At 69.0% G+C, this 25668-nt stretch carries 27 protein-coding genes and 3 CRISPR repeat arrays (1 of these 30 only partly in view); of the genes, 24 read left to right on the top strand and 3 right to left on the bottom strand.

Annotated features, from left to right (window positions below; all coding sequences use genetic code 11):
- Positions 1–1051: direct repeats of the CRISPR family, unit length 29 nt; unit sequence CGGACCACCTCCACGTGCGTGGAGAGCAC (it extends 198 nt beyond the left edge of the window).
- A 175-nt stretch (positions 1052–1226) separates the two neighbouring features.
- The 12 genes from ABZ805_RS17650 to ABZ805_RS17595 all read left to right on the top strand — a co-directional run bounded on the left by ABZ805_RS17650 (position 1227) and on the right by ABZ805_RS17595 (position 12645).
- The gene (locus tag ABZ805_RS17650) at positions 1227–1475 is read left to right on the top strand and encodes a hypothetical protein (protein ID WP_344926901.1); all 249 of its coding nucleotides are present in this window, start codon (positions 1227–1229) and stop codon (positions 1473–1475) included.
- Positions 1472–2791, top strand: coding sequence for an EsaB/YukD family protein (locus ABZ805_RS17645; RefSeq protein WP_358441030.1), 1320 nt, complete (start codon positions 1472–1474; stop codon positions 2789–2791). The genes ABZ805_RS17650 and ABZ805_RS17645 overlap by 4 nt, the downstream gene beginning before the upstream one ends.
- Positions 2792–3110: 319 nt before the next feature.
- The gene (locus ABZ805_RS17640) at positions 3111–3956 is read left to right on the top strand and encodes a chromosome partitioning protein (RefSeq protein WP_358441028.1); all 846 of its coding nucleotides are present in this window, start codon (positions 3111–3113) and stop codon (positions 3954–3956) included.
- A 43-nt stretch (positions 3957–3999) separates the two neighbouring features.
- Positions 4000–7893 carry a type VII secretion protein EccCa gene (eccCa, locus tag ABZ805_RS17635; RefSeq protein WP_358441026.1) on the top strand — a complete coding sequence of 1298 codons (3894 nt, stop codon included), beginning with the start codon at positions 4000–4002 and terminating at the stop codon, positions 7891–7893.
- A gap of 205 nt (positions 7894–8098) precedes the next feature.
- Positions 8099–8431, top strand: a complete 333-nt coding sequence (locus ABZ805_RS17630; protein WP_344926892.1) for a hypothetical protein — start codon at positions 8099–8101, stop codon at positions 8429–8431.
- Positions 8432–8448: 17 nt separating this feature from the next.
- Complete coding sequence (locus ABZ805_RS17625; protein WP_344926890.1) at positions 8449–8754, top strand: pore-forming ESAT-6 family protein; 306 nt, start codon at positions 8449–8451, stop codon at positions 8752–8754.
- 44 nt (positions 8755–8798) lie between these two features.
- Positions 8799–9140, top strand: coding sequence for a DUF6507 family protein (locus ABZ805_RS17620; RefSeq protein ID WP_358441022.1), 342 nt, complete (start codon positions 8799–8801; stop codon positions 9138–9140).
- The gene (locus ABZ805_RS17615; RefSeq protein ID WP_358441019.1) at positions 9137–10462 is read left to right on the top strand and encodes a hypothetical protein; all 1326 of its coding nucleotides are present in this window, start codon (positions 9137–9139) and stop codon (positions 10460–10462) included. The genes ABZ805_RS17620 and ABZ805_RS17615 overlap by 4 nt, the downstream gene beginning before the upstream one ends.
- Positions 10446–10883, top strand: a complete 438-nt coding sequence (locus ABZ805_RS17610) for a hypothetical protein (RefSeq protein ID WP_358441016.1) — start codon at positions 10446–10448, stop codon at positions 10881–10883. The genes ABZ805_RS17615 and ABZ805_RS17610 overlap by 17 nt, the downstream gene beginning before the upstream one ends.
- A gap of 105 nt (positions 10884–10988) precedes the next feature.
- Positions 10989–11492 carry a suppressor of fused domain protein gene (locus ABZ805_RS17605; RefSeq protein ID WP_358441013.1) on the top strand — a complete coding sequence of 168 codons (504 nt, stop codon included), beginning with the start codon at positions 10989–10991 and terminating at the stop codon, positions 11490–11492.
- 12 nt (positions 11493–11504) lie between these two features.
- Positions 11505–12092, top strand: a complete 588-nt coding sequence (locus ABZ805_RS17600) for a suppressor of fused domain protein (protein WP_358441011.1) — start codon at positions 11505–11507, stop codon at positions 12090–12092.
- Between the two features lie 67 nt (positions 12093–12159).
- Positions 12160–12645, top strand: a complete 486-nt coding sequence (locus tag ABZ805_RS17595) for a hypothetical protein (RefSeq protein WP_358441008.1) — start codon at positions 12160–12162, stop codon at positions 12643–12645.
- Positions 12646–12815: 170 nt separating this feature from the next.
- A CRISPR array of direct repeats spans positions 12816–13210; the repeat unit is 29 nt; unit sequence CGGAACACCTCCACGCGTGTGGAGAGCAC.
- Positions 13211–13424: 214 nt separating this feature from the next.
- On the opposite strand, the gene ABZ805_RS17590 is transcribed toward ABZ805_RS17595, so the two are convergent.
- Positions 13425–13631 (bottom strand): DUF397 domain-containing protein, encoded by a 207-nt coding sequence (locus ABZ805_RS17590; protein ID WP_358441005.1) that lies wholly within the window; start codon positions 13629–13631, stop codon positions 13425–13427.
- 28 nt (positions 13632–13659) lie between these two features.
- Positions 13660–14523: a helix-turn-helix transcriptional regulator gene (locus ABZ805_RS17585; RefSeq protein WP_358441003.1), complete on the bottom strand. Its 864-nt coding sequence runs from the start codon at positions 14521–14523 to the stop codon at positions 13660–13662.
- 275 nt (positions 14524–14798) lie between these two features.
- Here ABZ805_RS17585 and ABZ805_RS17580 point away from each other — a divergent pair, with 275 nt between their 5' ends.
- The 12 genes from ABZ805_RS17580 to ABZ805_RS17525 all read left to right on the top strand — a co-directional run bounded on the left by ABZ805_RS17580 (position 14799) and on the right by ABZ805_RS17525 (position 24633).
- Positions 14799–15014, top strand: coding sequence for a hypothetical protein (locus ABZ805_RS17580; RefSeq protein WP_358441000.1), 216 nt, complete (start codon positions 14799–14801; stop codon positions 15012–15014).
- A 236-nt stretch (positions 15015–15250) separates the two neighbouring features.
- Positions 15251–15496: a hypothetical protein gene (locus ABZ805_RS17575; protein WP_358440997.1), complete on the top strand. Its 246-nt coding sequence runs from the start codon at positions 15251–15253 to the stop codon at positions 15494–15496.
- Entirely contained in the window at positions 15493–15891 is a 399-nt protein-coding gene (locus tag ABZ805_RS17570) for a helix-turn-helix transcriptional regulator (protein WP_358440994.1), read from the top strand. The genes ABZ805_RS17575 and ABZ805_RS17570 overlap by 4 nt, the downstream gene beginning before the upstream one ends.
- Positions 15892–15915: 24 nt before the next feature.
- The gene (locus ABZ805_RS17565; RefSeq protein ID WP_358440991.1) at positions 15916–16353 is read left to right on the top strand and encodes a LuxR C-terminal-related transcriptional regulator; all 438 of its coding nucleotides are present in this window, start codon (positions 15916–15918) and stop codon (positions 16351–16353) included.
- Positions 16350–17471: an NUDIX hydrolase gene (locus ABZ805_RS17560; RefSeq protein WP_358440988.1), complete on the top strand. Its 1122-nt coding sequence runs from the start codon at positions 16350–16352 to the stop codon at positions 17469–17471. Before ABZ805_RS17565 ends, ABZ805_RS17560 begins: the two co-directional genes overlap by 4 nt.
- Before the next feature lie 165 nt (positions 17472–17636).
- On the top strand, positions 17637–18269 hold the full coding sequence (locus ABZ805_RS17555; RefSeq protein ID WP_358440986.1) for a hypothetical protein: 633 nt from the start codon (positions 17637–17639) through the stop codon (positions 18267–18269).
- Between the two features lie 109 nt (positions 18270–18378).
- Positions 18379–18960 (top strand): hypothetical protein, encoded by a 582-nt coding sequence (locus tag ABZ805_RS17550; RefSeq protein WP_358440983.1) that lies wholly within the window; start codon positions 18379–18381, stop codon positions 18958–18960.
- 42 nt (positions 18961–19002) lie between these two features.
- Positions 19003–19986, top strand: a complete 984-nt coding sequence (locus ABZ805_RS17545) for a DUF4192 domain-containing protein (RefSeq protein WP_358440980.1) — start codon at positions 19003–19005, stop codon at positions 19984–19986.
- Positions 19987–20051: 65 nt separating this feature from the next.
- Positions 20052–21533, top strand: coding sequence for a ParB/RepB/Spo0J family partition protein (locus ABZ805_RS17540; protein WP_358440977.1), 1482 nt, complete (start codon positions 20052–20054; stop codon positions 21531–21533).
- Between the two features lie 152 nt (positions 21534–21685).
- Positions 21686–22588 carry a bifunctional DNA primase/polymerase gene (locus tag ABZ805_RS17535; protein WP_358440974.1) on the top strand — a complete coding sequence of 301 codons (903 nt, stop codon included), beginning with the start codon at positions 21686–21688 and terminating at the stop codon, positions 22586–22588.
- 77 nt (positions 22589–22665) lie between these two features.
- Entirely contained in the window at positions 22666–23124 is a 459-nt protein-coding gene (locus ABZ805_RS17530; RefSeq protein WP_358440972.1) for a single-stranded DNA-binding protein, read from the top strand.
- 102 nt (positions 23125–23226) lie between these two features.
- Positions 23227–23804: a CRISPR direct-repeat array (repeat unit 29 nt; unit sequence CGGACCACCTCCACGTGCGTGGAGAGCAC).
- Positions 23805–24216: 412 nt separating this feature from the next.
- Positions 24217–24633, top strand: coding sequence for a hypothetical protein (locus tag ABZ805_RS17525; RefSeq protein ID WP_358440970.1), 417 nt, complete (start codon positions 24217–24219; stop codon positions 24631–24633).
- Here ABZ805_RS17525 and ABZ805_RS17520 read toward each other — a convergent pair.
- A complete protein-coding gene (locus ABZ805_RS17520; protein WP_358440967.1) occupies positions 24630–25067 on the bottom strand; it encodes a hypothetical protein in 438 nt (145 codons plus the stop codon). The two genes, ABZ805_RS17525 and ABZ805_RS17520, sit on opposite strands and share 4 nt — an antisense overlap.
- Positions 25068–25668 lie beyond the last annotated feature (601 nt).

Here is a 25668-nt window from a genome sequence, read left to right as displayed (position 1 = left end):
TGCGTGGAGAGCACCGCGGCCGGATCGACGCGGACGCGATCGGCTACGGACCACCTCCACGTGCGTGGAGAGCACCTCATCGCCTACATCGCTGACTACCGAGACGACGGACCACCTCCACGTGCGTGGAGAGCACGTCGATGGGTGGGCCCGGCCCAGCAGGCGTTTCGGACCACCTCCACGTGCGTGGAGAGCACGCCCTCACCGCCCACGCGGCCGCTCACCTCGCCGGACCACCTCCACGTGCGTGGAGAGCACGGGTCGCGGAACCGCGTCCCGTCATCGTCAAGCGGACCACCTCCACGTGCGTGGAGAGCACGCCCCCCTGCTCACCGCGCAGGATCTGCTCGCCGGACCACCTCCACGTGCGTGGAGAGCACACCCGGTCGAGCACGTCCGGGCGCTCGGCGTACGGACCACCTCCACGTGCGTGGAGAGCACGGCACGACCTCGTACGCGAAGCTCGCCGCGCGCGGACCACCTCCACGTGCGTGGAGAGCACCCCAGGCATGTGCAAGCCAGCTCAACGGGAGCCGGACCACCTCCACGTGCGTGGAGAGCACGCCCGAGCCCGATCCATGCCGATCCGCCATTACGGACCACCTCCACGTGCGTGGAGAGCACTTCCGGGCTCCACCAGCCCAGGGCCTCCTCCGCGGACCACCTCCACGTGCGTGGAGAGCACGTGCGAGAACAGTCCCTCACCCGCCGCGTAGAGGGACCACCTCCACGTGCGTGGAGAGCACACTTGAACCTTTGCCAGGTCCCGGGCCAGGCCCGGACCACCTCCACGTGCGTGGAGAGCACGCACCGGCCACGACAGCGCGGCGAGCCACAGCCGGACCACCTCCACGTGCGTGGAGAGCACGCGAGGCTGTTGCCGTAGGAAGCCACCACCACCGGACCACCTCCACGTGCGTGGAGAGCACGGCCAGCCCTCCCGCACCGCCCGCGCCCGCGCCGGACCACCTCCACGTGCGTGGAGAGCACCAAGCCGAGGACGTTCTTCACGAGGTGGGCGGCGGACCACCTCCACGTGCGTGGAGAGCACCCTTCGCGAGCTGAGGTTTTAGGAACGCCGTTGCACGTTGGGGAAGGGGCGCATGCCGGGACGGTAGCGCACCGGCGTGTGCTGGGAGGCGGGCTGCGGAGATCACTCGCGAGGTCCGCGACCGTTTCGCCGGTCCTCCCCCGTCGGCGGGGTGCTGCTGGGTAGCATCCCGGAAGTGGCACGGGAGTATGACGCTCAGCTTCTGGAGTCGGTCGCGGTTCGGCGTGGTCGGCTGCGCGAGTCGTTGCTGTGGGGGCAGGCGCATCGCCGGTTGGGGATGGTCGACAACCTGAAGCGGTTCGCGGTCGGTGTCGTCGTCGCGGCGGTGGGATGCGCGGGCTGCGTCGGGTGGGCGTTCTTGGAGAACGTGCTGACCCAGCAGCAGGTACGCCAGCAGAGCACGGTCGGCCAGGTGTTGAGGTGACGGGGCCGTCGGCTGCCGGGACGCTCACCCGGCTCACGCTCGCTGCCCCGTGGCGCCGGGTCGATCTGGTGCTGCCCGCGGAGACACCGTTGGGCGAGTTGTTGCCCGAGATCGTGCGCATCCTCGGTTTCCCGACCCCTCCGACTCCGGAGTCGTACCGGTTGTCGCTGGTCGACGGCCGGGTCGTCGAACTCACCGAGAGCCTGCGCTCGGCCGGGATTCCGGACGGGGCGCTGGTGCGGGTCGACCGGGTCAGCGATGCTCCGATGCCGGCCGTGGTCCACGACGTGACCGAGGAGGTCGCCGACGATCTGGAGCGGCGCCCCGGCAGGTGGGGCGACGGTGCTCGGCGGTGGGTGGCGACGGCGGTGATCGCCGCGACGGCCGCGTGGGCCGGGTTCCTCGCGGTGGCGGCCGTCCCGCCGGTGGCGTTGCTCGTCGTCGGGCTCGTGGTGCTGGCCGCGGGAACGGGTGCCGCGCTGGCGGGCGCGCGGGTGGTCGGCACCGCGGTGCTGGCGGCGGGTGCTTCGGTCGCTGCGATGTCGGTGCCGTTCTGGCTGGCGGAGTGGCCGCAGCGCTGGTCGGCGTGGATGCTGATCGTCGCGGTGCTGGTCCTGGCCGCCGGGGTGGCGAACTCGCGGTTCCGCTCGTCGGCGACCGGCGCGGGCGTGCTGCTCGGGATGCTGCTGCTGTGGGTGGTTCCGCTCGTGTCGGGTCTCGACGTGGTGGGGACGGCGACGGTGGCGGGGATCGTGTCGACCGTCCTGCTCGGTCTGCTGCCCCGGCTCGCCCTGGTGACGTCCGGGCTGACCCGTCTCGACGACGTGCGGGCGGGTGAGCAGCCGGTCGCTCGGACCTCGGTGCGCGCCGCGCTGGACTCGGCGCATCGCGGGCTCGCGCTCGCGGTGGTGTTCACCGCGGCGTCGGCCGCGCTGGCCGGGTGGCACCTCGCGCACGCGGCGAACGGGTGGGCGATCGCGTTGGCCTGCCTGCTCGGCGTCACGACCTTCTCGCGCGTGCGGGCCTGCCCGTTGACGGTCGAAGTGATCAGCCTGGTCACCGCTGCCCTGGTGATCGTGGGCGGTTTGGTGCGTCATTGGTCGCTGGTGGCGCCGTCCCAGTGGTGGGGCGGGGTGCTCGTGGCGCTCGCCCTGTCCGGTGCGGGGCTCGTGGCACTCGCCTACCGCCCGGCCGCGCACACGCGGGCGCGCGCTCGACAGGTCGTGGACCGGGTCGAAGGCGTGGCGGTGGTGGCGATGGTGCCGGTAGCCGTCGGAGTGTTCGGGCTGTACCAGGACCTCTTGCAACTGTTCTGACCTAGGAAGGCCTTCAGTGTCCACAGCGGATCGCGAGCCCGGCGGGCAGCCGGGCCCTCCTGCGGCGCGCCCGTGGAGCGGCGGAGCAACCGACCGGCCTCCTTGGGAGCAGAACGCCGAACCGTCGGCGACGCAGCGCATCTCGGTGAACCCGGGGACACCGCCCCGGCAGGCACCGGGCGCGGGGCCGCAGCCGGGCCCGCCGCCGCACCGGCCGTCGTTCGCACCGGGCCGGCAGGACGCCCGGCCGCCGGCAGGTGGGACTCCCGCGCCCGCTGCTCCCGCTGCCGCACAGCCTCCGGGCGAGCTGGTCGGGAACGTGGCGCACGGAGATCCGCTCCCGCGCCGGGTCGCGCGCACGGTCGCGCGCGCCTTCTCCAGCACGAAACAGCCGCGCGAGCTGGCGGAGATCCTCACCGCGGTGCAGGCGCCGGTGACCACGGGCCGCCGGATCGCGGTGACCTCGGTGCGCGGTGGTGCGGGCAAGACGGCGGTGGCGGCGCTGGTCGGTTCGGTGCTCGCCGCCCGGCGGGCCGATCCGGTGCTGGCCGTGGACGCCGAACCCGAGTTCGGTTCGTTGCCGTGGCGGCTCGGCGTCGAATCCGCGATGACCTTGCCGGGGGTCGCTCCCGCGCTGATGACCGCCAGCGGGCAGAACCTCACCAGCCTGGAGCAGCTGCTCCCGCGCACCGCCGCAGGCCTGTGGGTGGTGCCCGGTGGCGCGGGGCAGCGGCCACAGCTGGTGCGCGACCTGACCCGGGCGTTGTCGCGGTTGTTCGCGGTCTCGGTCCTGGACTGCACGACCGGGATGGCCGCTCCCGCGAACAACGCGGTGCTGGCCGATGCGCACGCGGTGATCGTGGTCGTTCCCGCGACACCGGACGGGGTGCGCACCACCGCCGACGCGCTCGCGCGCCTGGCACCCGGCGCGCTGCAGCACCTGGTGATCGCGCTCAACGCGCAGCACCCGCACGGGCGGGACGCCCTGCGGCACGCCCCGGCTCGCGCCGCGTTCGAACGGCTCGGGCTGCCGGTGGTGTCGGTGCCGCAGGACCGGCACGTGGCGTCCGGGGCACCGATCAACCCGGGCAGGTTCGCCGAGCCGACGCTCACCGAGGCGTCCCGGCTCGCCGCGTGGGCGCTGCACCGGGCGCGGCAGTGGTGAGGGGCGGATCGCGACCCGATCGCCGGTACGACGAGGAGACGCAGTGACGACCCGCCTGGTCCACCGACCTGCACGCACGGTGCGCCCGATCGAAGACCAGGCGCCGCTCGACCTGGATCCGCCGCCGCTGCTGCCGGAGGGCAAGACGGCCGCCGGGGTGCAGGCGCTGCTGCCGATGGCCGGTGCCGCCGCGGCGATGGTCATGATGATGTTCTTCCGCAGCGGTTTCGCCGCACTCGGCGCAGTCGTCATGCTCGTCTCGGTGTGCGCGGCGGGGATCTTCTACTTCACCCAGCGCGGGCAGGCGACCCGCAAGCGGCGGCAGCAGCGGGAGCGCTACCTCGACCACCTCGAACAGCTGCGGGAGGACCTGCGGGAGTGGGAGAAGACCTTCCAGTCCCGGGCGGCGGTGCCCGACCCGCCGGTGGGCAGCCTGCTCGACCTCGTGCACGACCCGGCGCGGTTGTGGGAGCGGCGCCGCCGCGACCGCGACTTCCTGCTGCTGCGCATCGGCAGCGGGCACCGGCAGGTGCGCGAGCTGCGGATGCGCGTCGAAGGCACCCCGGTCAACCCGACCGACCCGTTCATGCTGGCCGAAGCCGAAGCGCTGCGCCGCAGGTTCGGCGCGGTCCCCGACCTGCCGCTGCGGGTGGACCTGGACCGCGCCGGTGACGTCTCGCTGATCGGGCAGCACCGGGAGGACGTCCTGGGCGCCGCTCGGGCGCTGCTGCTGCAGCTGGCGGCCACGCACGCACCCGACGACGTCACGATCGCGGTGATCACCCCGCCGGAGCGGGAACCCGAGTGGGGCTGGGTGCGCTGGCTCCCGCACGCGCTGGACCGCGACAACATCGGTGCGGCCGGGCCGCAGCCGTTGTTCGCGCCGGACGCCGCCGCGCTGGCCGCGCTGCTGTCCGACGATCTCGCCGACCGCGCCACACGGGCCGCGCAGGCACTCCGCCACGGCGCGCGGGCATCCGAAGCGACGACCCGCTCGCGGCTCGTGGTGATCGACGACGCGTTCGGCGGTATCGCGCACGTCCTGCCGACACCGGACCAGGGCGTCGGCCTGGACTTGCTCGGCGTCACGGTGCTGCACCTGCTCTCCGACCGGCTGCACGAGCCCGGCGAGATCTCCAGCCGGGTGACCATCGGCGAACAGGTGACCGTCGAAGAGCTCTCCCCCGCCGTCACCGTCAGCGGCACCCTCGAACCGGCTTCGCACGCGTTCGCCCTGGGGTTGGCCCGCGAGCTCGCGCCGCTGCGGTTGTCGGCGGACTCCTACGACGACGGCTCGGGCATGCCGCCCGCGGACTTCCTGGCGCTGCTGCGCATCGACGATCCCGCGCACCTGGACCTCGCGCGGATGTGGGCGCGGCGGGGCGACCGGGACTTCCTGCGCATCCCGGTCGGGGTGAGCACGCTCGGTTCCCCCGCCCTGCTGGACCTGAAGGAACCGGCCCGGTTCGGGATGGGGCCGCACGGCCTGTGCGTGGGGGCGACCGGCACGGGCAAGAGCGAACTGCTGCGCACGCTGGTCCTCGCACTGGCCGCGACCCATCCCCCGGACCAGCTCGGCCTGGTGCTGGTCGACTACAAGGGCGGTGCGACCTTCGCCCCGTTCGAGAAACTCCCGCACACCGCCGGGCTGATCACCAACCTGGAGTCCGATTCCTCCCTGGTGGAACGGATGTACTCCAGCCTCGAAGGCGAGATCGATCGCAGGCAGGAGCTGCTCGCCGACGCCGGCATGAGCGTCGACCTCGACGAGTACGAGCAGTACCGCGCCGCCCACGGCGAACCGGCCGAGCTGCCCGCGTTGCCGCACCTGTTCGTGGTGATCGACGAGTTCGGCGAGCTGATGACCGCCAAACCCGAGTTCATCGAGCTGTTCCTGCGCATCGGCCGCATCGGCCGGTCCGGCGGTGTGCACCTGCTGCTGTCGAGCCAGCGCATCGAAGGCGGCAAGCTGCGCGGCCTGGACACCTACCTGGCCTACCGGTTGGGGTTGCGGACGTTGTCGGAGATGGAGAGCCGCACGGTGCTCGACACCCCGGACGCCTTCCACCTGCCACCGGTGCCCGGCGCCGGTTACCTCAAGGTCGACACCAGCGTGTACGACCAGTTCAAGTCCGCCTACGTCTCCGGGCCGGTGGCCGAACCGGCGCGCGACGAACCTGCCGACACCGCACTGCCGCGGGTGCACGCGCTGCCCCGCTACGGCTCCTCCGGCGGCGAGGAGCACGCCGAGGAGCCGAAGGCGACGCGGCGCACGGTGGGCCCGACGCTGCTGTCGACCATCGTCGGGCAGCTCGAAGGCGCCGCCGAACCGGTCCGGCCGGTGTGGCTGCCACCGATGCCCGCCGCGATCTCCCTCGACGCGGCCGCCGGTGGCTACGACCGCACCGACCAAGGGCTGCGGCTGCGCAACACCGGCGACGGCGGGCTGCCCGTCCCGCTGGGTCTGCTGGACGATCCGGCGCACCAGTGGCAGGGGACGTGGACGGTGGACCTGTCGGTGGCGGGCGGGAACCTGATGGTCCTGGGCGGTCCCGGCGCGGGCAAGACCACCGCGCTGCGCACCCTCGTCCTCGGCCTGGCGGGCGCGCACCGGCCCGTCGACGTCGGCATCTACGGCATCGACCTGCTCGGCAGCGGCATGCGCGCGCTCGCCGACCTGCCGCACGTCGGTGGCGTCGCCGCCCGCGACGACCGGGAGCGCATCCGGCGCACCGTCGACGAAGTCCACGCCATGCTCGCCCAGCGGGAGAAGCTGTTCCAGCGCAGGCAGATCGACGACATCGCCCAGCTGCGCGGCGTCCGGTCCGAGCTGCCCTGCACCGACGTCGTGCTGCTGATCGACGGCTACGGGCAGCTCGCCAGTGACTTCGAGGCGATCGAAGCCCGGGTGCACGACCTGCTCGCCCGGGGAGGCCGCTACGGCATCCACGTCGTCGCCACCGCCCGCCGGTGGAACGAGGTGCGCGGTGCGCAGCAGGCCACCTTCGGCAACCGCATCGAACTGCGGCTCAACGACGCCGCCGAGTCGAGCATCGAGGGCAAGCTGGCCCGCGGCATCGGCCCGAAGCAGCTGGGCAGGGCGTTGACCACCGACCGGCTCTACGCCCAAGTCGCACTCCCGCACCTGTCCGAAGGTTCCGGCCTGGCGGACGCGGCGGCGCTGGTGCGCGACAGCTGGACCGGGCCGGTGCCGCCGCCGGTGCGCGTGCTGCCCGCCGTGCTCGACCCGCGGGAACTGCCCGCCACCGCGCCCGGGACCATCGCGTTCGGCCGCTTCGAGCACGACTTCGAGCCCGCCGCACTGGACCTGTTCGGCCGGGACCAGCACTTCGTGGCCCTCGGCGACACGGGCACCGGCAAGACGAACCTGCTCAAGCTGGTCACCACGACCTTGCTGCGGCAGCACTCCGAGGACGAGATCGTGTTCGCCGTGTTCGACCCTCGCCACGCCTTGGCAGAACTCGTCCCCGAGTCCCACCTGGGCGGCTACGCCTCGAACCACGCGCTGGCCAACGGCCTCGCCATGTCGGTAGCCAAGGAGCTGTCGCACCGGCACGCGAACGGGAACTCGAACGGCCCGAAGATCGTGCTGGTCGTCGACGACTACGACGTCCTCGCCGCCTCCGGCAACCAGCCGCTGGCCCCGTTCGTGCCCTACCTGGCTTCCGGCCGCGAACTCGGGCTGCACGTGGTCCTGACCCGGCGGGTGATGGGCGCGGCGCGCGGGCTGTTCGAACCGTTCGTGCTGGGTGTGCGGGAGTCCGGCTGCCTGAGCCTGCTGATGTCCGGGGACCGTTCCGAAGGCCAGCTGTTCCCCGGCGTCCGGCCCGCGACGCTGCCGCCGGGCCGCGGCATGTTCCTCCGCCCCGGCGACGCACCGCGCGTCGTGCAGACCGCGATGCTCGAGGAAACGTGACGCGCCATTCGATCTTGCGTGAAATCGTTGATCACGACTGGATCACGAGGGAGTAGTCCGAATGCCCGAAACAGCGTGCGCAGCGATAACCCAACGCGTACCGGCGATCGGGTGTGCCGATTTCGACGGTTCGGCCCACAAGAGCTGATCGGACCTTTACGATCTGCTCTGGAAACGTCCGGGTCGAGGACTGGTGAGGTGTGACGTGAAGTTCGACATGGGGTCGTCGACGCTGTCGACGTTGACCAAGCAGACGCAGGGTTCCAGCGACGATCTGGGCACGCTGATCCGGCAGCTGATCGCCGCGGCCGAACCGCTGGAGGGCAAGTTCAACGGCGCGGGTCGTGCGGCGTTCGACGGGTTCAAGGCGCGCGCCGACGAGATCACCGCCGAACTGAACGGGTCGCTCAACGCGATCCTCGGCGGGCAGTCCGGCATGGACACCTCCTTCGTGCAGGGCGACACCGAGATGGCCGACAACGCCACGTCCACGCAGGCCGGCGCCAACTTCGACGCGGCCCGCTTCGGCGCCCGCTGACCTGGGGAGCAGAGATCATGACGATGGATCGGCGCAGTTTCGACACCGGCACCTCGCAGGCCGTGCAGGGCGATCTCCAAGGGATCGTCGGGCGCCTGGAAGCGGTCATCGGCCAGCGCGACCAGGCGGTCGCCGCGGCGATGGCGGACTTCCAGGCCGACGGGGTCTCCGACGACTACCACCACGTCGAGCAGCGGTGGAAGTCCGCGGCCACCGAGGTCCGCCAGATCATCCAGCTCGTCAAGCAGACCATGACGCAGAACGACGACTCCGCGGGCAACGCCCTGTCCCGCGCCCGTTCCGCCGTGCAAGGCATCGGCTGATCATCGGTACAGCTCTCAGCTCGACGCGGTAGAGGAGTCGATCGGTGCAGTGGGACATCCACCCCGAGCAGGTGCGGGGTGTGCTGGGTCGGACGGCGAGCACGGCGGCCGAATTCGACGGGCACGTCGAGACGATGCTCTCGGACATGGAAGGCGCCGCCGGGCAGGCGAGCTCGGGGATCATCGGCGACGCACTCGTGGGTTTCGCCGAAGCCACCGGCCGGGATCTGCGATTCGTGTACTCCCGCGTCGAATCGGCGATCGGCGGGGCGACCACGGCAGTGAACGCCTACCTGCAAGGTGATCACGAAATGGTGCTCAACGCCCAACGCGGTATCGCCAACGCCCCGGACCCGCGGGCGCAGATGCCGGGAGGCCACCGGTGATCAACCCGGGTGCCATCCCGCAGATCCCCGGCGACATGGGCGCCCTGTCCGCGCACGCCGCAGGAGTGGGCACCGCAGGCACCGGCATCGCCGACACCGGCTCCGACGTGCACGCGAACTGGCAGGCGCTGGCGCCCGCCTACACCGCCCCGGAATCCGGCCAGCTGCTGCAGGCCACCGCGCCCGTCGCGCAGGTCGCCGGGAACATCGGCCGCGACGTGGAACAGGTCTCCGGCGCGCTGAAGGCCTACGCCGACGAGGTCCGCCCCATCCAGCAACGCCTGCGCGACCTGAAAGCCCAAGCCGAACAGCTCGTCGCCGACATCCACAGCTACGAGAACCAGAAACCCAGCAACTCCGAACTCGCCGCCAGCGCCAAGACCGGCATCGTCCCCGACAAGGACTGGACCGACGACGGAGACCTCGTCGACCGCGACGCCCACATCATGAGCGCCGTCAACCAGGCCGTCGCCGACTGGATGGCCGCGCAACGCCGCTGCGCCAACACCATCACCGCCCTCTACGGCGGCACCCACTACACCGCGGACAATGCCGACGGCCACCAGGCCGCAGGCGAGTACGGCTACACCGCCGACCAGCTCACCGCAGCCGCCGGCAGCGACGAAGGGCTCCCCTGGGGCAAGACCGAGGACACCGGCAACCCGCTCTCCGACATCGGGCACTTCGTCCTCGACCTCGGCGGCCTCATCCCCGGCATCGGCGAACTCGCCGACGGCGCCAACGCCTCCTGGTACGCCGCCGAAGGCGACTACACCAACGCCGGACTCTCCGCAGCCGCGATGATCCCGTTCGCCGGCTGGGGAGCCACCGGCGGCAAACTCCTCGGCAAGGGCGCGAAGGTCGTCAGCGAAGGCGGACAGGAAGCCGCCGAGGCTACCGCGAAGAACATCAATGCAGCAGATTCCGTAACCGGAGTGCCGCTCAAAAACGTCGACGGCCGCGCCCAGGAGTTGCAGAACACGCTTCCGGAGAACACTCGAGGCCGAGTGACAATCGGCTTCGGTGTAGGACGTGATGCCGACGGCAACGTCCGCAACGTCGTCGGGTCCAGTGAACGCAACGGCTACTTGCGCAAACCGGTCGCGGAAGCACTCCAGGACGGCGACGAGGTAGCGAACGTCCACGGTACGATGCACGCGGAACAACGGATCCTGTCCTACATGGAACGCGAGAGCATCACCCCCGGTTCAGTAGGCGCCGGACGACCCATCTGCAACCAGTGCGAACCGATCATCCGCGACGCCGGCGCGCAGCCGGCCAGTCCACTCAAGGGAGCGCCTCCTCGTGGTCAATCGCCTTAGCCTTATTGACCCCGCCCTGCTTGAACGGATCGAAGCCGTCGGGCCGGACGTTCAGCGCACCCTGGCCCGTGCGGTTGCGCTAGCCGCGATCGAGCACACCAGACTCGATGACGAACGTCTCACGCCGGTGATCGAGCAGCTTCGAGCGCCAGCGGATGAAGCTCCCGACTTGGCCACCGCATCGGCGGCCGTTGATGATTTGGACAATGCAGCCTTCGATGCTCAAGACCGATTCGACTCAGGTCTCGGAACCGAAGAGGATTACGTCCGCGCCTTTACTCGTGCCCGAGCGGCCAGCGCCGCACTTGCCGCGTTCGGCGACTCCTCCGCAGAGGCCGCGTCCGATGCACTTTACGAGGCGTATCACGCCGCCGACGAGAACATGGCAGTGTTGAGCAGCGCCATCGAGAGCGCACTGTGACCGACATCATCACCGAAACCGATGCACTCTTCGGCGAGTAAGGTAAGCAGCGAGTCCCGCTACCTCGCCAAGACGGCGGCTCAAGTGCTCGGCGGGGCCGCTAGCGTGCACAGGTACTACGACGAGGACGAATCGCACTCTATCGGCATTCTTCAGTGCGAGGGAACACCGCAAGAAGGTTTCCGCACATACAGCACCGTCGGCGCGCACGAAAGCCCGAACTTCATCGACGACGCAGATGTCCGAGTCGAACTCGCTGGGGTAGCTCCCGCGGACCTGACACTGTTCCCTAATCTCCTGGCCACCGCCGCTTTCCAACTGATCAAGGAAAACTGGCTGGCCGCACCGGGAGTGGTATTTCCCGGAGTGGTCAAGCAATTCAATCTGTCGGACACCTTGGAACACGTCCTGTGGGCGGAACCGTTCCCATGGGAGGACCTTGGGTCCGTCGAAGCATCCCAACAGATCACCGCTCACTGGCTACTGGCGATCCTGATCTCCGAATCCGAGCGGAAATTTTTGCAACAACAAGGATACTTTGCGCTCGAAGCACTTTTCGAGCAGCACGAGATTCCTTACTATGACCTCGACCGCGTTCCAGTAGCTTAACGGACATACTTGATGAGCGACGTTACAGCCGACAACCGAGCGATCGCTCGCGCCGTGGTCACGGAGTTCGGCACAAAACCGACCGTGGCTCGATTTTGGGACGACCGGGAACACGGCTCCGTTGACATCCTGGAGTGCGCGGACAGCCCAACCGAAGGCGTCACTTCTTGCAGCACACTCGGCCTTTCGGACCACCCGCTCATGCGCGACGGCAGCGAGTACTCCGTTCGCGCAGAAGTTGTTGGAGCGGGCGCAACGGACAACTCCAAGTTTCCGAACATCATCAGCACGATCGCATTTTTCATCATCAATGACAAATGGTTCTGCTCCCCGGGTTCGACATTCCCCAACGTGGTCAGCATGTACTACCCAGAGGCAACCATGCGCCACATCTTGTTCGTCCCCCCATTCCTGTGGAAAGACAACCTGGAAACGCTTCGATTCCCCGACAAGACGGTAGCCTGGCTCCAGGCGGTACCAATTTCCGAGAATGAGAAGCAATACGCAGAAGCAAATGGGCCAGAAGCACTGGAAGATATTTTCGTCGACCATCAGATCGACGTTTTTGACCTCAACCGGACTTCAGTGGCACCCGAATGACTCAAACCCGCGACGACAACAGCAGATCCGTCGCGAAATCGACAGGTCCACGTTATCAATGACAGCTGTGGTATACAGCGAGCGATACAGTGATCTCGCCGGTAAGCCCACGGGGCCGCTCAGCGAAGAACAAGCGCGTGAGCGCCATGCTTCGGGCGAACCGTACGCAGTCACGCTCGGAGACCCCGGCTCGCCGGACGCGGTCATCGACGTTGCATGGAAGAACGACCACCTCGGCGTGTGGTTTTTCGACGAGAAGGTTCGCCGAACCGTTCACTTCTCCTTCCAAGCGCGCGAGAGCAAGCTTTTCCTTACGACGGTGATGAATTGGAAGTACCCCGACGATGCCAGGTTGCGCAACCAGGCGTCAGTGATCGAACGGGTCAGCTACAACCCTGATGGGATCATCCAACACGAGGTGATCGACAAAGTCGCCGAAGAGAAGACTGTTCGCGACATATCCGATGTCGACGTGACTATGAACTGGGAAAATATCCCGAGTTTCGGCGAATGGGACTCCGTGTCCCGGTTCGACCGGAAGCGACCCACCTGACCTAAGCCATTGATCTGGACGAATGAACAACACAGATTCTATTTCAATGCAATCGGCGCATTGACGCCGACCATGTGGACACAATGTCCTCGCTTCGGCACGCGGAGGCAGTGCCGATCACCTCGCCATGCGCGATCCCTGAGTTCGACCACGCGGCTGCGGGTGCAGCCCGGACCACCTCCACGCTCGTGGAGAGCACAGCTTGTGCACGGACCGTACGACCTGCGGGGCCGGAACACCTCCACTCGTGTGGAGAGCACGCGCGGGCTTTCCGCCTGCTCCATCTCGACCCCGGAACACCTCCACGCGTGTGGAGAGCACGTGCACCGCCACGTTTCTTCCGGATAGCGGAACGGAACACCTCCACGCGCGTGGAGAGCACCCTCCCACGGGTCCGATGTAGATCGTCGAGCGCGGAACACCTCCACGCGTGTGGAGAGCACCGTCACCGACCGCCGGAACCGGCGCTCAGTAACGGAACACCTCCACGCGTGTGGAGAGCACACCATCTGTCCCGCACCTAGGCCGCCAGTCACCGGAACACCTCCACGCGTGTGGAGAGCACCCTTTGCGAGCTGGGGTTTTAGGCGGGGCGTTGCACGTTTTGGGAGGGAGTCATGTTGGGTCGGGTCGAACCTTCCTCGGTGGCTTCGTCGCCAACAGCCGCTCAGGGGTAGGTCATCGAGCGACGCGAGCCGGCTTCGCGGCCCAGTTGCGCGACGTGATCACTTTGCCTGTCGGCTGCTTCCCAGCGGGCAGGACCGAACTCGACTGGGCCGCTACTCGGCCAGGGTACCTTGTTGGATGCGGGCGAGGAACGCCGTCCATGCGGAGGCGCCCAGGACGAGTACGCCGCCGTCGCGGTCTTTGGTGTCGCGGACCGCGCGTGCTCCGGCCGGCAGGGCTGCGACCTCGACGCAGTTGCCGGTGTTGCCGGAGTAGCTGGACACGCGCCACGACAACTGTCGCAGCTCAGTGCTGGTCATGGCAGCGACCTCTCACAATGCTCTCGCCCTATCCGTACTGGGCCTTCACCTTACCGATCAACTCCAAGGACTCGTCCGGCGTGAGAGCGGCGTTACGCAGACGCCGATAGGCGTTCGCGTGAGCCTCGATGACGGCAGCTTCCTCGGGGTAGTTGGCACCGGCGACGTCTTCGACGTAGACCACGGCACCAGTCGACTCAAGCTGAAGCATCACGAAGGCGCTCTTCGCGATGAACGCTCCATCCGTCCCAGCCGCCGTCTTCGGGCGGAACGGCAAGATGTGAAGATCCAGGTTCGGCAGTCCGGCCAACTCCTCGAGGAGCTCCAGCTGCTTCTTCATCACCTGGTCGTCACCGAGAACTCGATGCAGAGTCGCCTCATGCAGGATCGCGTCCACGTGCGGAGCGTCCTCCTTGATGAGCACGTCACGCCTTCGAAGCCGGACTTCAACCTGCCGGTCTAGCTCCTGACGTGACGCGAACGGATAACCAGCGGTCAGCACGGCACGCGCGTAGTCCTCGCTCTGCAAAATCCCAGCGATGACCTCGTTCTCGTAGATCGTGAGCGCGGTCGCCTCCGACTCCAGGACCAGGAAGCGGCGGAACCAGTCAGGCACGTTGTCCCGGTACGTACCGCGACGGCGCGGCGTGGGGACCGCAGCCAGACGGAGCGCTTCCGCGGCTTGTGAATCGTCGGCGCCGTACAGCTCGAGCAGCTTGCCGACCTCGTCGGACTTGATGCTCTGTTTGCCGTTCTCCATCTTCGAGATCTTCGCCGTGGAGCAACCCAGGTGCTCGGCAGCCGCCGCTGCGGTCAGGTGCTCCGCCTCTCGTAGACGGCGGAGCAGGATTCCGAGCTGGATCAGCACGACCTGCGGGTCCTTCGTGGACACGATCATCTCCTCCTGCCCGAGCATGGCGAGGCTTGAACCGGACCTCACCCTTCCAGGGTATCGTTTACTCGAAACTTTCGCGTTAGTGTCGCGTTGTCAGTCGCCGCTAGGTGCACGCTATACCACCGTCCGAAGTCGTAGTTGGACGCTTCGGAGTCGCGACAAGTCACGTCCACGGAGATCCCGACGCTTCGACCGCAGCGGAAGAGACGGAGCTGTTCATGCCTTCACCACCGACTCCCTCGGAATCACCTCCACCGCCGAACGCGGGTGAGGTGGTCGAGCAGGCGCACGCCGTTGAGCGCCGGCTCCTCGAACTCGTGGCTGCGATGGAGAAGCCGTCCGTGGTGACCGCGGAGGACTGCACTCGGCTCGCGGCGTCGCTGCGCGGTTTCGCTAAGCGCCTCGACCGCTTCGGTGGGCTCTGCCCCACCTCTCCCCCGAGCTGCGCGACGACGCGCACCCGGGTGTTCCCCGGCCAGCAGCGCTGACCCGAACTCCTCGGACCGGACGGACCCCGACCGCCGGTTCGAGGTGCACCGGCACCTGACCTCCCCTCGGCAGGTGCCGGGAGCCGGCCGCGTGACGCGCTCCCCCGAACGTCACCGGCCAGCCCGGCCGCACGACCCCCTTCCCGGTCGTGCGGCCGGGCCCGGCTGCCCACGCGCGGCACTTCCCAGCGGATCAGCGCGCAGCGCTCCGCGTCCCCGAACAGGACTTTCGCCCGATGACCACTCGCACCTACGGACTCCCCTGCGCCTGGCACTACGAACCCGCCCGCGGGATCACGCTGCGCTGGGGACGGCCCGACGGCCACTTCACCGTCCACAACGGCGATCAACGCGGCAGGCGCGACGACCACGCCCTGATCGACACCGTGCGCGTCAGCAAACCCTGGCAGGACGACACCGACGTCGCCGTCAAAGCACGCGCATGGGCACGCGCCAACCCGCGGAACGGAGCAGGACCATGACCCACCCACACCCCGACCGGATCACCACGTTGAAGCTGCACGCCGCACTCACGCCCGCCGAACTCGACGTGGCGCGGCTGGTCTCGTGCGGGCTCACCAACAGCGCCATCGCCACCCGCATCTACCGCAGCCAGGACACCGTCAAGTGCCACATCCGGCACCTGCTGCGCAAAACCGGCGCCACAACCAGGTCCGGCCTGGTGATCTGGATGTACGAGAGCGGCCACGTCGTGCCCGGCCAGCCCGGCTTCCCTGACCACGCCCGACGCCCGGCGAGCCCTCCCCCGCTGGGTTCCGCAGCCGAGCGCAACCGCGTCGCCTACCGCCTGCACCGCACGATCACCGCCGCCCGCACCGACGTCGATGCCGCACTCACCCGCCTCGGCACGCTCTGACCCCACGACCGGAAGGAGAAGCCCATGCTCGAATCGCCCGATCGCACCGAACGGCTCGACCTCGACGCCGTACTCTCGCGCACCGATCTCGTTCTCGCCCGACTGATCAGCCGCGGATGGACCAACGCGGAAATCGCCGCCCACCTGCAACGCAGCTGCGCCGGAATCCGATCCCAGGCCAGCACCCTGCTGCGCCGCACCGGAGCCCGCTCGCGAACCCAGCTCGTGGTCTGGATGTACGAAACAGGGCACGTCATCCCCGGCGTCGCCGCCAACCCGGACGCTCCCCAGTCCCCGCAACCAGACGCGGGAAAGGTGCTCTACCCGGAGCAGACCACCGCGATGAGCGTTCCCGCCCTGCGCAGGAAGCTCATCACCGCCCGCAACGACCTCGCCGCACTCGCCCGGTTCCTGGAACAACCCGCGAACCACCGCCCCGGACACCGGAGGCCGCAGAGATGACCGCCCGCCACCACGGGATCCGGCTGGTCTCCTTCAGCATCGGCGCCCTCGCCGCCACCAGCGGTCCGACGCTCCCCGCCGCCCTGACAGCGGCATCACCCCACGACGAAGCCACCGTCGCCGACGTCCTGCGCCGCACGCTCTACCCCCGGGCCGGCACCACACCACAACTGGTCGCCCAACTCGCCGCGGAACTCGCGCTTCCCGCGCGGAAAGTGCGCTGCCTCCTGCACTCACCACGGCCCCTGATGCTCGCACCGACCGCGCGAGCACTGCTCGCCGGACTGCGCGACGCCCACCCGGAACTCCGGCTCGCCGTGAGCACGAACCTCGCCGCCGCCGACACCGGCCACGCCGACCTCATCCGCGCCGAACTCGGCCCCCTGCTCGACACCACCCACTTCTCCCACCACACCGGACACGTCAACGGCTCCGGGCCGCAAGCATTCGAAAACCTCGCCCACCACCACGACATCCACGTCACCAACATCGTCCACATCGGACCAGACGAACAAGAGGACTCCCACGCACCACTCCTCGCAGGTGCCCGCGCCCTGCTGATCCACCCCGACCACCGGCGAATCCCCCGCGTCGCCGACACCGACCGCTACCGCACCGCCGCGGACCTCTCCCGCGCCGTCACCGAAATCCACCGCTGGATCCCGCAAAGCCACCCTCGACCCACACTCCCGGTCCGCGCCTCCGCGATGATCCGCGACGCCGCAGGACGACTCCTGCTCGTCCGCGGACCCGACGACACACGGTTCAGCTTCCCCGGCGGCCGCTGCCACCCCTACGGACGCGAAACACCGCCCGAGGCGATGGTCCGCGAAGTCCACGAAGAACTCCGCCTCACCGCCACCGCCGGGAAACTGCTGTGGGCAGGCACCTCCCACGCCGAGTCATCAACCGGCGAGAACAAGGTCCACTTCCTCTTCGAAGCCCACCTCACCGGCACCATCACACCCGACCCCGACCCCACCGAAGTCGCCGAACACCGATGGGCCAGCAACAACGAAGCCCTCCACCTGCTCCACCCCGCCGAAGCCGACCGCCTCACCCGCATCACCGGCGGCAAACACCACGGCTGGCAACGACGAAGCCATCCTCGGAGATGACCGCATCGACCCACCTGTGCCGAATCGTGTCGTGCGGCGTCCCCAGACGATCGCTGATCTTCCCGGAGCCGAGCAGTGACGCCTTCGGCGCCGGGTCCCGATGACGGTTCGATTTCGAGCGAAAGGGCAGGTGAGGTCATGTTGTCGGTTGTTCCCTCGCGGTACTTGGCGCAACGGATCGCTCGTGCGAACGAGACCGCCGAGCACGCCGCCGACCAGCTCTACCGGCTGCGGATGCTGGAGGTGTCCCAGCTCGTCCGCGGCGTGCTTCCGGAAGCCGACGCCTTGGTCGTCGCCGTTCGCCGCACGGGCATCGAAGTGTGCTGCGCCCTGGCCGAGGACGAACGCCGGCTCTGGTCTTCCGGTGACGACGCACCGGTCCCCGAAGATCCCGATTCGGCGCCTTGGACCGACGTGCTCGAGCAGATCGAGTACGCGTTGACGTCCGCGCTCGGCGTCCGGTCGCCGCAGGACCGCTGGCGACGGGACGAGTCAGACCGGTTCCACGTCGATCTGCACGGCGACGAAGAGATCTCCGCCGCCACCTCCGTCGTCCCTGGAGCGTTCGGAGCGAAGCTGTGCGCGGAAGGCGGCGATCCACTGTGGCTGGTCGAGCCGACATCCGCTCCCACGATGACCGTCGGTGGGGTGCACATCGCTGCACGTATCAGCAATAACGGTCACCTGTTGATCGACGTCAGTCGTGAACGGGCAGGCAAGCGCTACCGAAGACCCGGGACCGAGGTCCAGATCGATGTCCGCGTCGACGGGATGAACGCATTCCCCGCGGCCGGCTGACGAGCACATCCCGCTCCGTCACCGGCTCCTCGACCAGCAACGAGCCATCCGCATGTCGATTCAACCGACGCCCGTCTTCGGACGGGCGTCTTTTTCATGGGAGGTGCACATGGCCCCAAATCCGGCCGTGATCACGATGAACAGCCCGATCTCCGCGGCACTCGGGAACCTCGGACGCGAGATCACCAGCACGTTCGAGGCGTTGGGGTGGGCCGAAGACGAGATCGACGCCGCGCGCACCCGGCACCCCGAAGATGCCGACACGCTGTGGCATTCGTTCGCCCTGCTGCCACCCCGGCACGAGTTGATGTCGACGGAGTTCGTGTACCGCTCACACGCGAAGGAGATCTTGGAACGGGTCGCGGGCGGACACGACACGCGACCGGCGACCGCGGCCGAGGTGTGCTGCGTGCTCGCCGAAGCCAGCCAGGTGACCCCGTTGACCTCGGTCGCTTCCGGCTTGTACTGCCGGATGTGGCGGCGCGCGTTTCCCGACCAGCCGCTGTTCTGGGACAGCCACGACGCCCACGAGGCGCTGGAAGGTGCGCGGATCGACGAGCTCGAAACGATCACGCGCCGCAAGGCGGGCAGCCCGGAACGCGTGCTCGCCGCGATCACCTGCACGGGATGGCACCACGGCGTGCCCGCGGACTGCCGGTACGCGGCCGGGCCGCGGCGCCTCTCTGCCTGACCCCATCCGTCCGTTCACCACACGACAGGAAGGTCGTTCACCATGGAGGAATCGAAGTTGGCGCTCAACGGAATCGACCCGCTGGTCAGCGAAATCCCGAACCTCATCGGTTTCGTCCCCACCGATTCGCTGGTGCTGGTCGGGCTGGTCGACCTCGGGACCAGGTCGAAGGTGGAAGTCACCTTGCGCATCGACCTGCCCGCACCGGAGCACCGCGCTCCGGCCGCGCGCTACCTGCGGCAGTTCGCCGAGAGCAGGGAGATCGACGCCGTCATCGCGGTCGTGATCGGCGGTGACCGCGACGAGCAGCGAGAGCTGATCGCCGCGGTCGGTTCGGAGTTCGACGCGCACGAGATGGACGTGCACGCATTGTGGACCGCAGCCCTGCGCGACGGGGAGAACTGGTGCTGCTACCAGCACGATGGTTGCGAGGGGGTCGTGTACGACGCCAGCGGGTCCCAGCTGGCCGCGATGGCGGCCGTCCAAGGGTTTCGCCGCTGGGGCAGCCGGGAGGAGATGGTGGCCTCGGTCGCCCCCGTCCCGGACGAGGACCGGCAGCAGTTCGCCGACGGTCTGCGAGCGTGGTACACGCTTCCCGAGAGCGCGTTCGGTTCGCTGCGTGACGCCGCTGCTCCGGTGTTGACCGCCGTGGAGAAGCTCCGCGGCGGCGAAGCGTTGAGCACGGATCAGGCCGTGGCAGCGCTCGGTGCGCTGGGTTACCCGCTCGTGCGGGACATGATGCTCGCGCGTCGGGAGCCGGGTGCTGAGCAGCTTTGGACGCTGCTGCTTCGGTACGCCCCGGACGCGGAAGTCGAGGCACCCGCGGTGTTGCTGGCGACCGCTGCACACCTCAACGGCGACGGCGCGATGGCCGGTATCGCACTGGACCGCGCCCGTGAGGCCGCTGCTCCCCGGGAACCCGGCGACCTCGTGTGCATGCTCGACCAGATGCTCTTGCACGAGCCCGCGCGCCTTCGCGAGATCCTCGATGGCCTCGCCGGTGACCCGAGTCTCCGCCTGGACTGACGGGATCCCGCCTCCCCAAGCACCCCGATCGGGGTGCTTTTTTGTTGCGCTGAAAGGAGAACACCGTGACCACAACCGAACCCGACACGCAGGAGGTCCCCGGCGCCGAGGCGTCCGAGGCCCAGCTCCTGCGGGTGGATCCGAACGAGCTGATCATCGGCGTCAACGTCCGTGCGAACGCGGTGCTGGGCTCGGGGTTCGTCGCCGACATCAAGCGACGCGGAGTCCGGGAACCCGTCACCGTCGTCCGTCGAGGCGACGGTGCACTCGTCGTGTGCAAGGGGCAGCGGCGAGTTCTCGCGGCCATCAAGGCCGAGCAGCCGACCGTCCCCGCGCTGCTGCTCGACGAAGCCGAGGACACCGACGCGAAGTCCCGGATCGCCAGGGTCATCGATCAGCTGGGCGAGAACGAACACCGCGAGCAGATCACCGACCGCGATGAGCTCGCCGCCACCCAAGAGCTGCTCGACCTCGGCCTGACCGCGCGGCAGATCGCGCGTGAGCGTTCGATCCCGCGCAAGCGGGTCGAAGGAACGGTCGTCGTCGCGCGCAGCGACGCCGCCCGTCACGCCGTCCTCGACACCGGCATGGACCTCCTCCAGGCCGCCGCCCTCGCCGAGTTCGACGGCGACGAGGAAGCGATGGCCGAACTGCGCACCACCGCCGCCGAACAACCCCACCAGCTCGACCACGTCGCTCAGCGCTGGCGGGACCAGCGCGCCGAGGACGCCGCCCTGGCCGCACGCAGCGCCGAACTCGCCGAGCAGGGCGTCACCGTCATCGAGCGGCCCTACCTCTACCCCAACGGACTCCGCCGGCTCAGCATGCTGCGTCCGACGCCCGAATCCGAACCCGGCAACGAAATCGACCCCGACCAGCACCGCCACTGCCCGGGGCACGCGGTGTTCCTGGACTACTCCCGAGCCACCGGTCAGGTCCACGACGTCGGAGTCTGCTCGGACTTCCCCGCCCACGGGCACGCCGAGCGCTTCGCACCCGCAGGGCAGGCCACCAGCGCACCGAGCAACGGCGCTGCGCTGACCGAGCGGGAGCGCGCCGCGAAGACGGCCTACCGGCGCACCGTGATCGCCCACGGCAAATCGTGGGACTCGGCCACCACGTTGCGCCGGGACTGGCTGCGCACGTTCGCCGCACGACGCACAGCACCGAAGGACGCGCCGGTGTGGACCGCGCAGGTCTGGGCCAGCGGTGCGCACTGCTTGCGCAAGGCCCTAGAGAGCGGCCACGAACTCGCGGGCGAACTGCTCGGGCTCCCCGGCGGCCCCGCCGAGATCGCGCGTGCGGCCGCGAACGCCACGCCGGGGCGGGCCACGGTGATCCTGACGGTGCTCGCGCTGGCCGCGATCGAAGTGAGCACCGACCGGCGCCGCACCTGGGAACGGCCCGACGAACTCCAGCGCGGGTACTTCGCACAGATCCAGCAGTGGGGTTACGAACCCGCCGACGTCGAAGCCCTCGTCACCGACGAGGCCCCGTCGAACACGGGCGACATCGGGGACGCCGCCGAACTCGGCGAAGCCGCCTGAACCACGTCCACCTGGCCGGCCCCGCTCCCTGCGGAGGCCGGCCAGGTGCCGACCGAGGAAGGAAGGGGCCTCGTGCTGCACCGCCACGACTTGCTTCGGCCTCGTGATCGCCGCGTCCACGTCGAGGCTGCTGTCCAGGGGAGGTCTTGCCCATGAGCGTCCCTGCCGGCGCTTTCGACGACATGCCCGACACCGACCCGCCGTTGCTCCGCGCCGCCTTGACCGCAGCCGCACGAGGACACGCGGTGCTCCCGCTGTGGCCCCGCTCGAAACGCCCGGTCGTCACCGACTGGGAGAACGCAGCCACTACCGACCCGCTGCGAATCCGTGAAATCTGGGCCGCCACGCCGTTCAACATCGGCATCGCCTGCGGCCCGTCCCGACTGCTCGTCATCGACCTGGACGACGCGAAAGGGCACCGTCCGCCCTCCCGTTGGGCCGGGACGCGCGACGGCACCGACGTACTCGCCCGCCTAGCGCGGGAAGCCGGTGAACCGTTCCCCGCCGAGACCTACACCGTCACCACACCGCACGGACAGCACCTGTACTTCCAAGCTCCCCGGAACCCGGTGCTGCGTTCGTCGGTCGGCCGACTCGGCTGGCACATCGACACCCGCGGCGAAGGCGGGTTCGTCGTCGCACCCGGCTCGATCCGGCCCGACGGCAGCTACCGGGTGCAGCGCGACGGACCGATCGCACCGCTCCCCCGATGGCTACACGACGCGCTCGCGCCTGCTGCTCGCTCCGGCACACCAGCACCGGTCGAGCCCGCACGGATGAGCCGGTACGTCGCGGCAGCCCTCACCGCCGAATGCGAAGCGGTCGCGGCCGCCGTACCCGGAACCCGGCACACCACGCTGCTGCACGCCGCGATCTCCCTCGGCACCCTCGCCGGAGCCGGAGTCCTCGACGTCGACGACGCCCGCAACGCCTTGCACAGCGCCGCATCCGGACACCGCGCCGACTTCCCCGCCGAGGAAGTGCACCGCACCGTCGAGGACGGCCTCGCCTACGGCGTCCAACGACCACGCGCCCTGCTGCCGCACAGCGCCTGACCACGGCGCCCAACCCCTCATCCGCGAATGAGCGGATCCCGCACGACTCCCCTTTTCCCGATACCTAGGAGGACATCATGGCCGGCGAGACCCCGACTACCATCGTGGGCAACCTGACCGCCGATCCCGAACTGCGCTACACCCAGTCCGGCACCCCGGTCGCCAACTTCACCGTCGCCTCCACCCCGCGGACCTTCGACCGCGAATCCGGGCAGTGGCAGGACGGCGAAGCCCTGTTCCTGCGCTGCACCCTCTGGCGCCAGCCCGCCGAGAACGTCTCCGAGACGCTCACCCGCGGGGCACGGGTGCTGGTGCAGGGCCGCCTGCGGCAGCGCACCTTCCAGACCAAGGAAGGCGAGAAGCGCACCACCATCGAACTCGACGTCGACGAGATCGGACCGAGCCTCCGCTTCGCCACCGCCAAGGTGAGCAAGGCCGCCCGCACCAACAACGGCTTCAACGGCGGCACCGGAGCCGGACAGGACCCGTGGAGCGCACCCACGCCGGAAGGCCAGAACGACGAAGCCCCGTTCTGAACCCGCAGCTCGGGGATCAGCACATCCGCTGATCCCCGAGCCCCGATGTCAGCACCTGGGTGGAAAGCACCTGACCCTGGTACTGCCCGACTGGCGACAGGATGGACCACCTCCACGTACGTGGAGAGCACCTGCGGACGCAGCGCGTCGACGCGTTCCTGCTCGGACCACCTCCACGTGCGTGGAGAGCACTCTCGGGCGGCGCGGGCCTCCTCCGGGGAGCGCGGACCACCTCCACGTGCGTGGAGAGCACCCCGTGGCACTGGCGCTGTCCAGGAAGTTCGCCGGACCACCTCCACGTGCGTGGAGAGCACACCCGCCGCTCAGCCCGAGCGGCGAGCACCCGCGGACCACCTCCACGTGCGTGGAGAGCACCACGCTGGCGGCGAGGTGCTCGTCGAGTTCGACGGACCACCTCCACGTGCGTGGAGAGCACCAGGGCAAGGGGAACCCCCCCGCACTGAACGACGGACCACCTCCACGTGCGTGGAGAGCACATGGGCATGTCCGACCAGGTCGCCGCCGCCACCGGACCACCTCCACGTGCGTGGAGAGCACTGCGGTCGACGGTGCGGTACCACATCTCCGTGCGGACCACCTCCACGTGCGTGGAGAGCACATCCCGGGAACCGTCTGGTTCTCGCGGTTGCGCGGACCACCTCCACGTGTGTGGAGAGCACCCTTCGCGAACTGGGGTTTTAGGAACGCCGTTGCACGTTTTGGACGGGACGCATGTCGCGACGGTAACGCACCTTCACGTCTCCCCTCCCCTTGCGCCTGCGCTGGCCGACGCGTCGACCTCACCCACGATCTAAGCCACAACGTCCGCCAAGTCCCCGACCAAGCACCTCGGCGTGCCGCAGCGTTCTGCACGAAGTCGTCGTTCACGTAGTCGCTGGCGTCGTCGTCAGCTCGTCCCGGGACCGAAGCCCGTTTCCGAATCCTGCTGGGGCCCGGCCCGGCAAGCCCTCGCCAAGGAGCTCCATGCGCAGGACCACCTTCCGCCACGCACAGCGGGTCGCTCGATTCCCGCGTTCCGACTCGCAGCGCTATGTCAGCCCTCGCGTCGGAGGGCCGCGTTACCCTCCCGACATGCGGTTCCACTTCTACATCGTGCTCCTGCGATGCAGTGGCGCGTCCGGGATCGGTGTGCTGCTGGGGTGTGCGATCGCGAGCCTGTTCGGGCTCCTGCTGGGGCGGATCTCGCTGACTCCCGAATGGCTGCTGGGTGCACCGGTCCTGGCGTTGCTCGGTGCAGTCTTCGGGCTGGCCACCGCAAGGCTCACCTGCCTGTGGCTGCGTCCCTGCATCGCCCGTCGCAGGCTGCTGTTCACGCTCATCGGCGCCGGAGCACTTCCGCTCGGGTTCGGCGGGATCAACCAGACCACGCAGCCAGGTCCACCGGCCGTGGTCGTGGTCCTGCTCAGCGCTGCGGTCCTGGTGTGGTTGTGGTTCCGCGGGTTCCAGCGCGAACTCGCGCTCGTGCGCCAATACCGGTGGGGCCGCTAGAACCGCACGAACCGTGCTTCATCGTCGGGTGCGTGCCCTACCCGCGCCGCTGCGAGGACGCGTCGGGTCTCCTTGACCGAGTCGATCTCCAGCAGGTCGGACACCTGCTCGACAGTCCGGCCGCCGATCTCGTGGATCCGCAGAGCCGCCTGGGCCTGTCGATCATGCGAAGCTGCGGTGACCGACCGAAGGTCCGCGCGGACACCGTCGATCTTGCGCTGCAACGCGTTGATCTTCTCCTCCGCGGTCCGCTCCGCGGCGGCGATGGACTCGCCCGCTTCCACGAACTCCGCCAACGCGCCTTCGACTTCCTGCTCGCGGCGACGTTGCTCGGCGAGCTGGTCGAGATTGCGGCGCCGGGCCGCCTCCAACCGTTCACTGATCTTGGTGGACCGGCGGCGGCGCCTGCCGGTACCTCGGGTGTCTTCGGTCATCGCGGCCTTCCCTCTCGACGGTGTTCGGCAGCACTGGCCTTGCCAGGCTAAGAACGGTGTCGAGCAAGGTGCCCCGCTCCGTCCGAGCGGGCGCGCCGACGCGAAGAGCTCGCCGAGGCAGTGGGACGAGCGGCGCCGGGAAGTGGTCGAGGTGGGCAGGGTGCGCAAGCCCCAAGGGCTTACCGCCGAAGCGGCTCGACCAAAAACGCACCCTGCCCGACACCGGGCGTGGGAGGGGTTTACCGACCACGCGCGCAGTGCCCGGTCAGGCTACCGCGCATACCGCTCGAATCGGCACAGCGCGCTTCGCTGCAGCGTTTCGCGTGCAGAACGCGGGCCGTGATGCTGCCTGACGGCGGTGGCCTGCGTTGCCGTCTCACCTAGGTCTGCTCCCCTTTTTCCCGCTGGAAGGCAGCGGAGGGTAGCCCTCCACCGGGGCGCGTCAAGTCGCAGGGAAAAACTTTTCGGGCGGGGACCCCTAACCCCACCCGAAAACTTTTTCCCTAAGAGCCCCTAACACGTTGGTGATCTCGGGCTGAGATGATCTTGGGTGATGGCTGCGCCGTGGATCGTCTCTGACGAGTTGTGGGTTCGGATCGAG

The organism is Saccharopolyspora sp. NPDC047091, assembly GCF_040643635.1.
Classification (GTDB): Bacteria; Actinomycetota; Actinomycetes; order Mycobacteriales; family Pseudonocardiaceae; genus Saccharopolyspora_C.
Note: the sequence above shows the minus strand (reverse complement) of the source record. Positions and strands in the feature narration are given on the sequence as shown.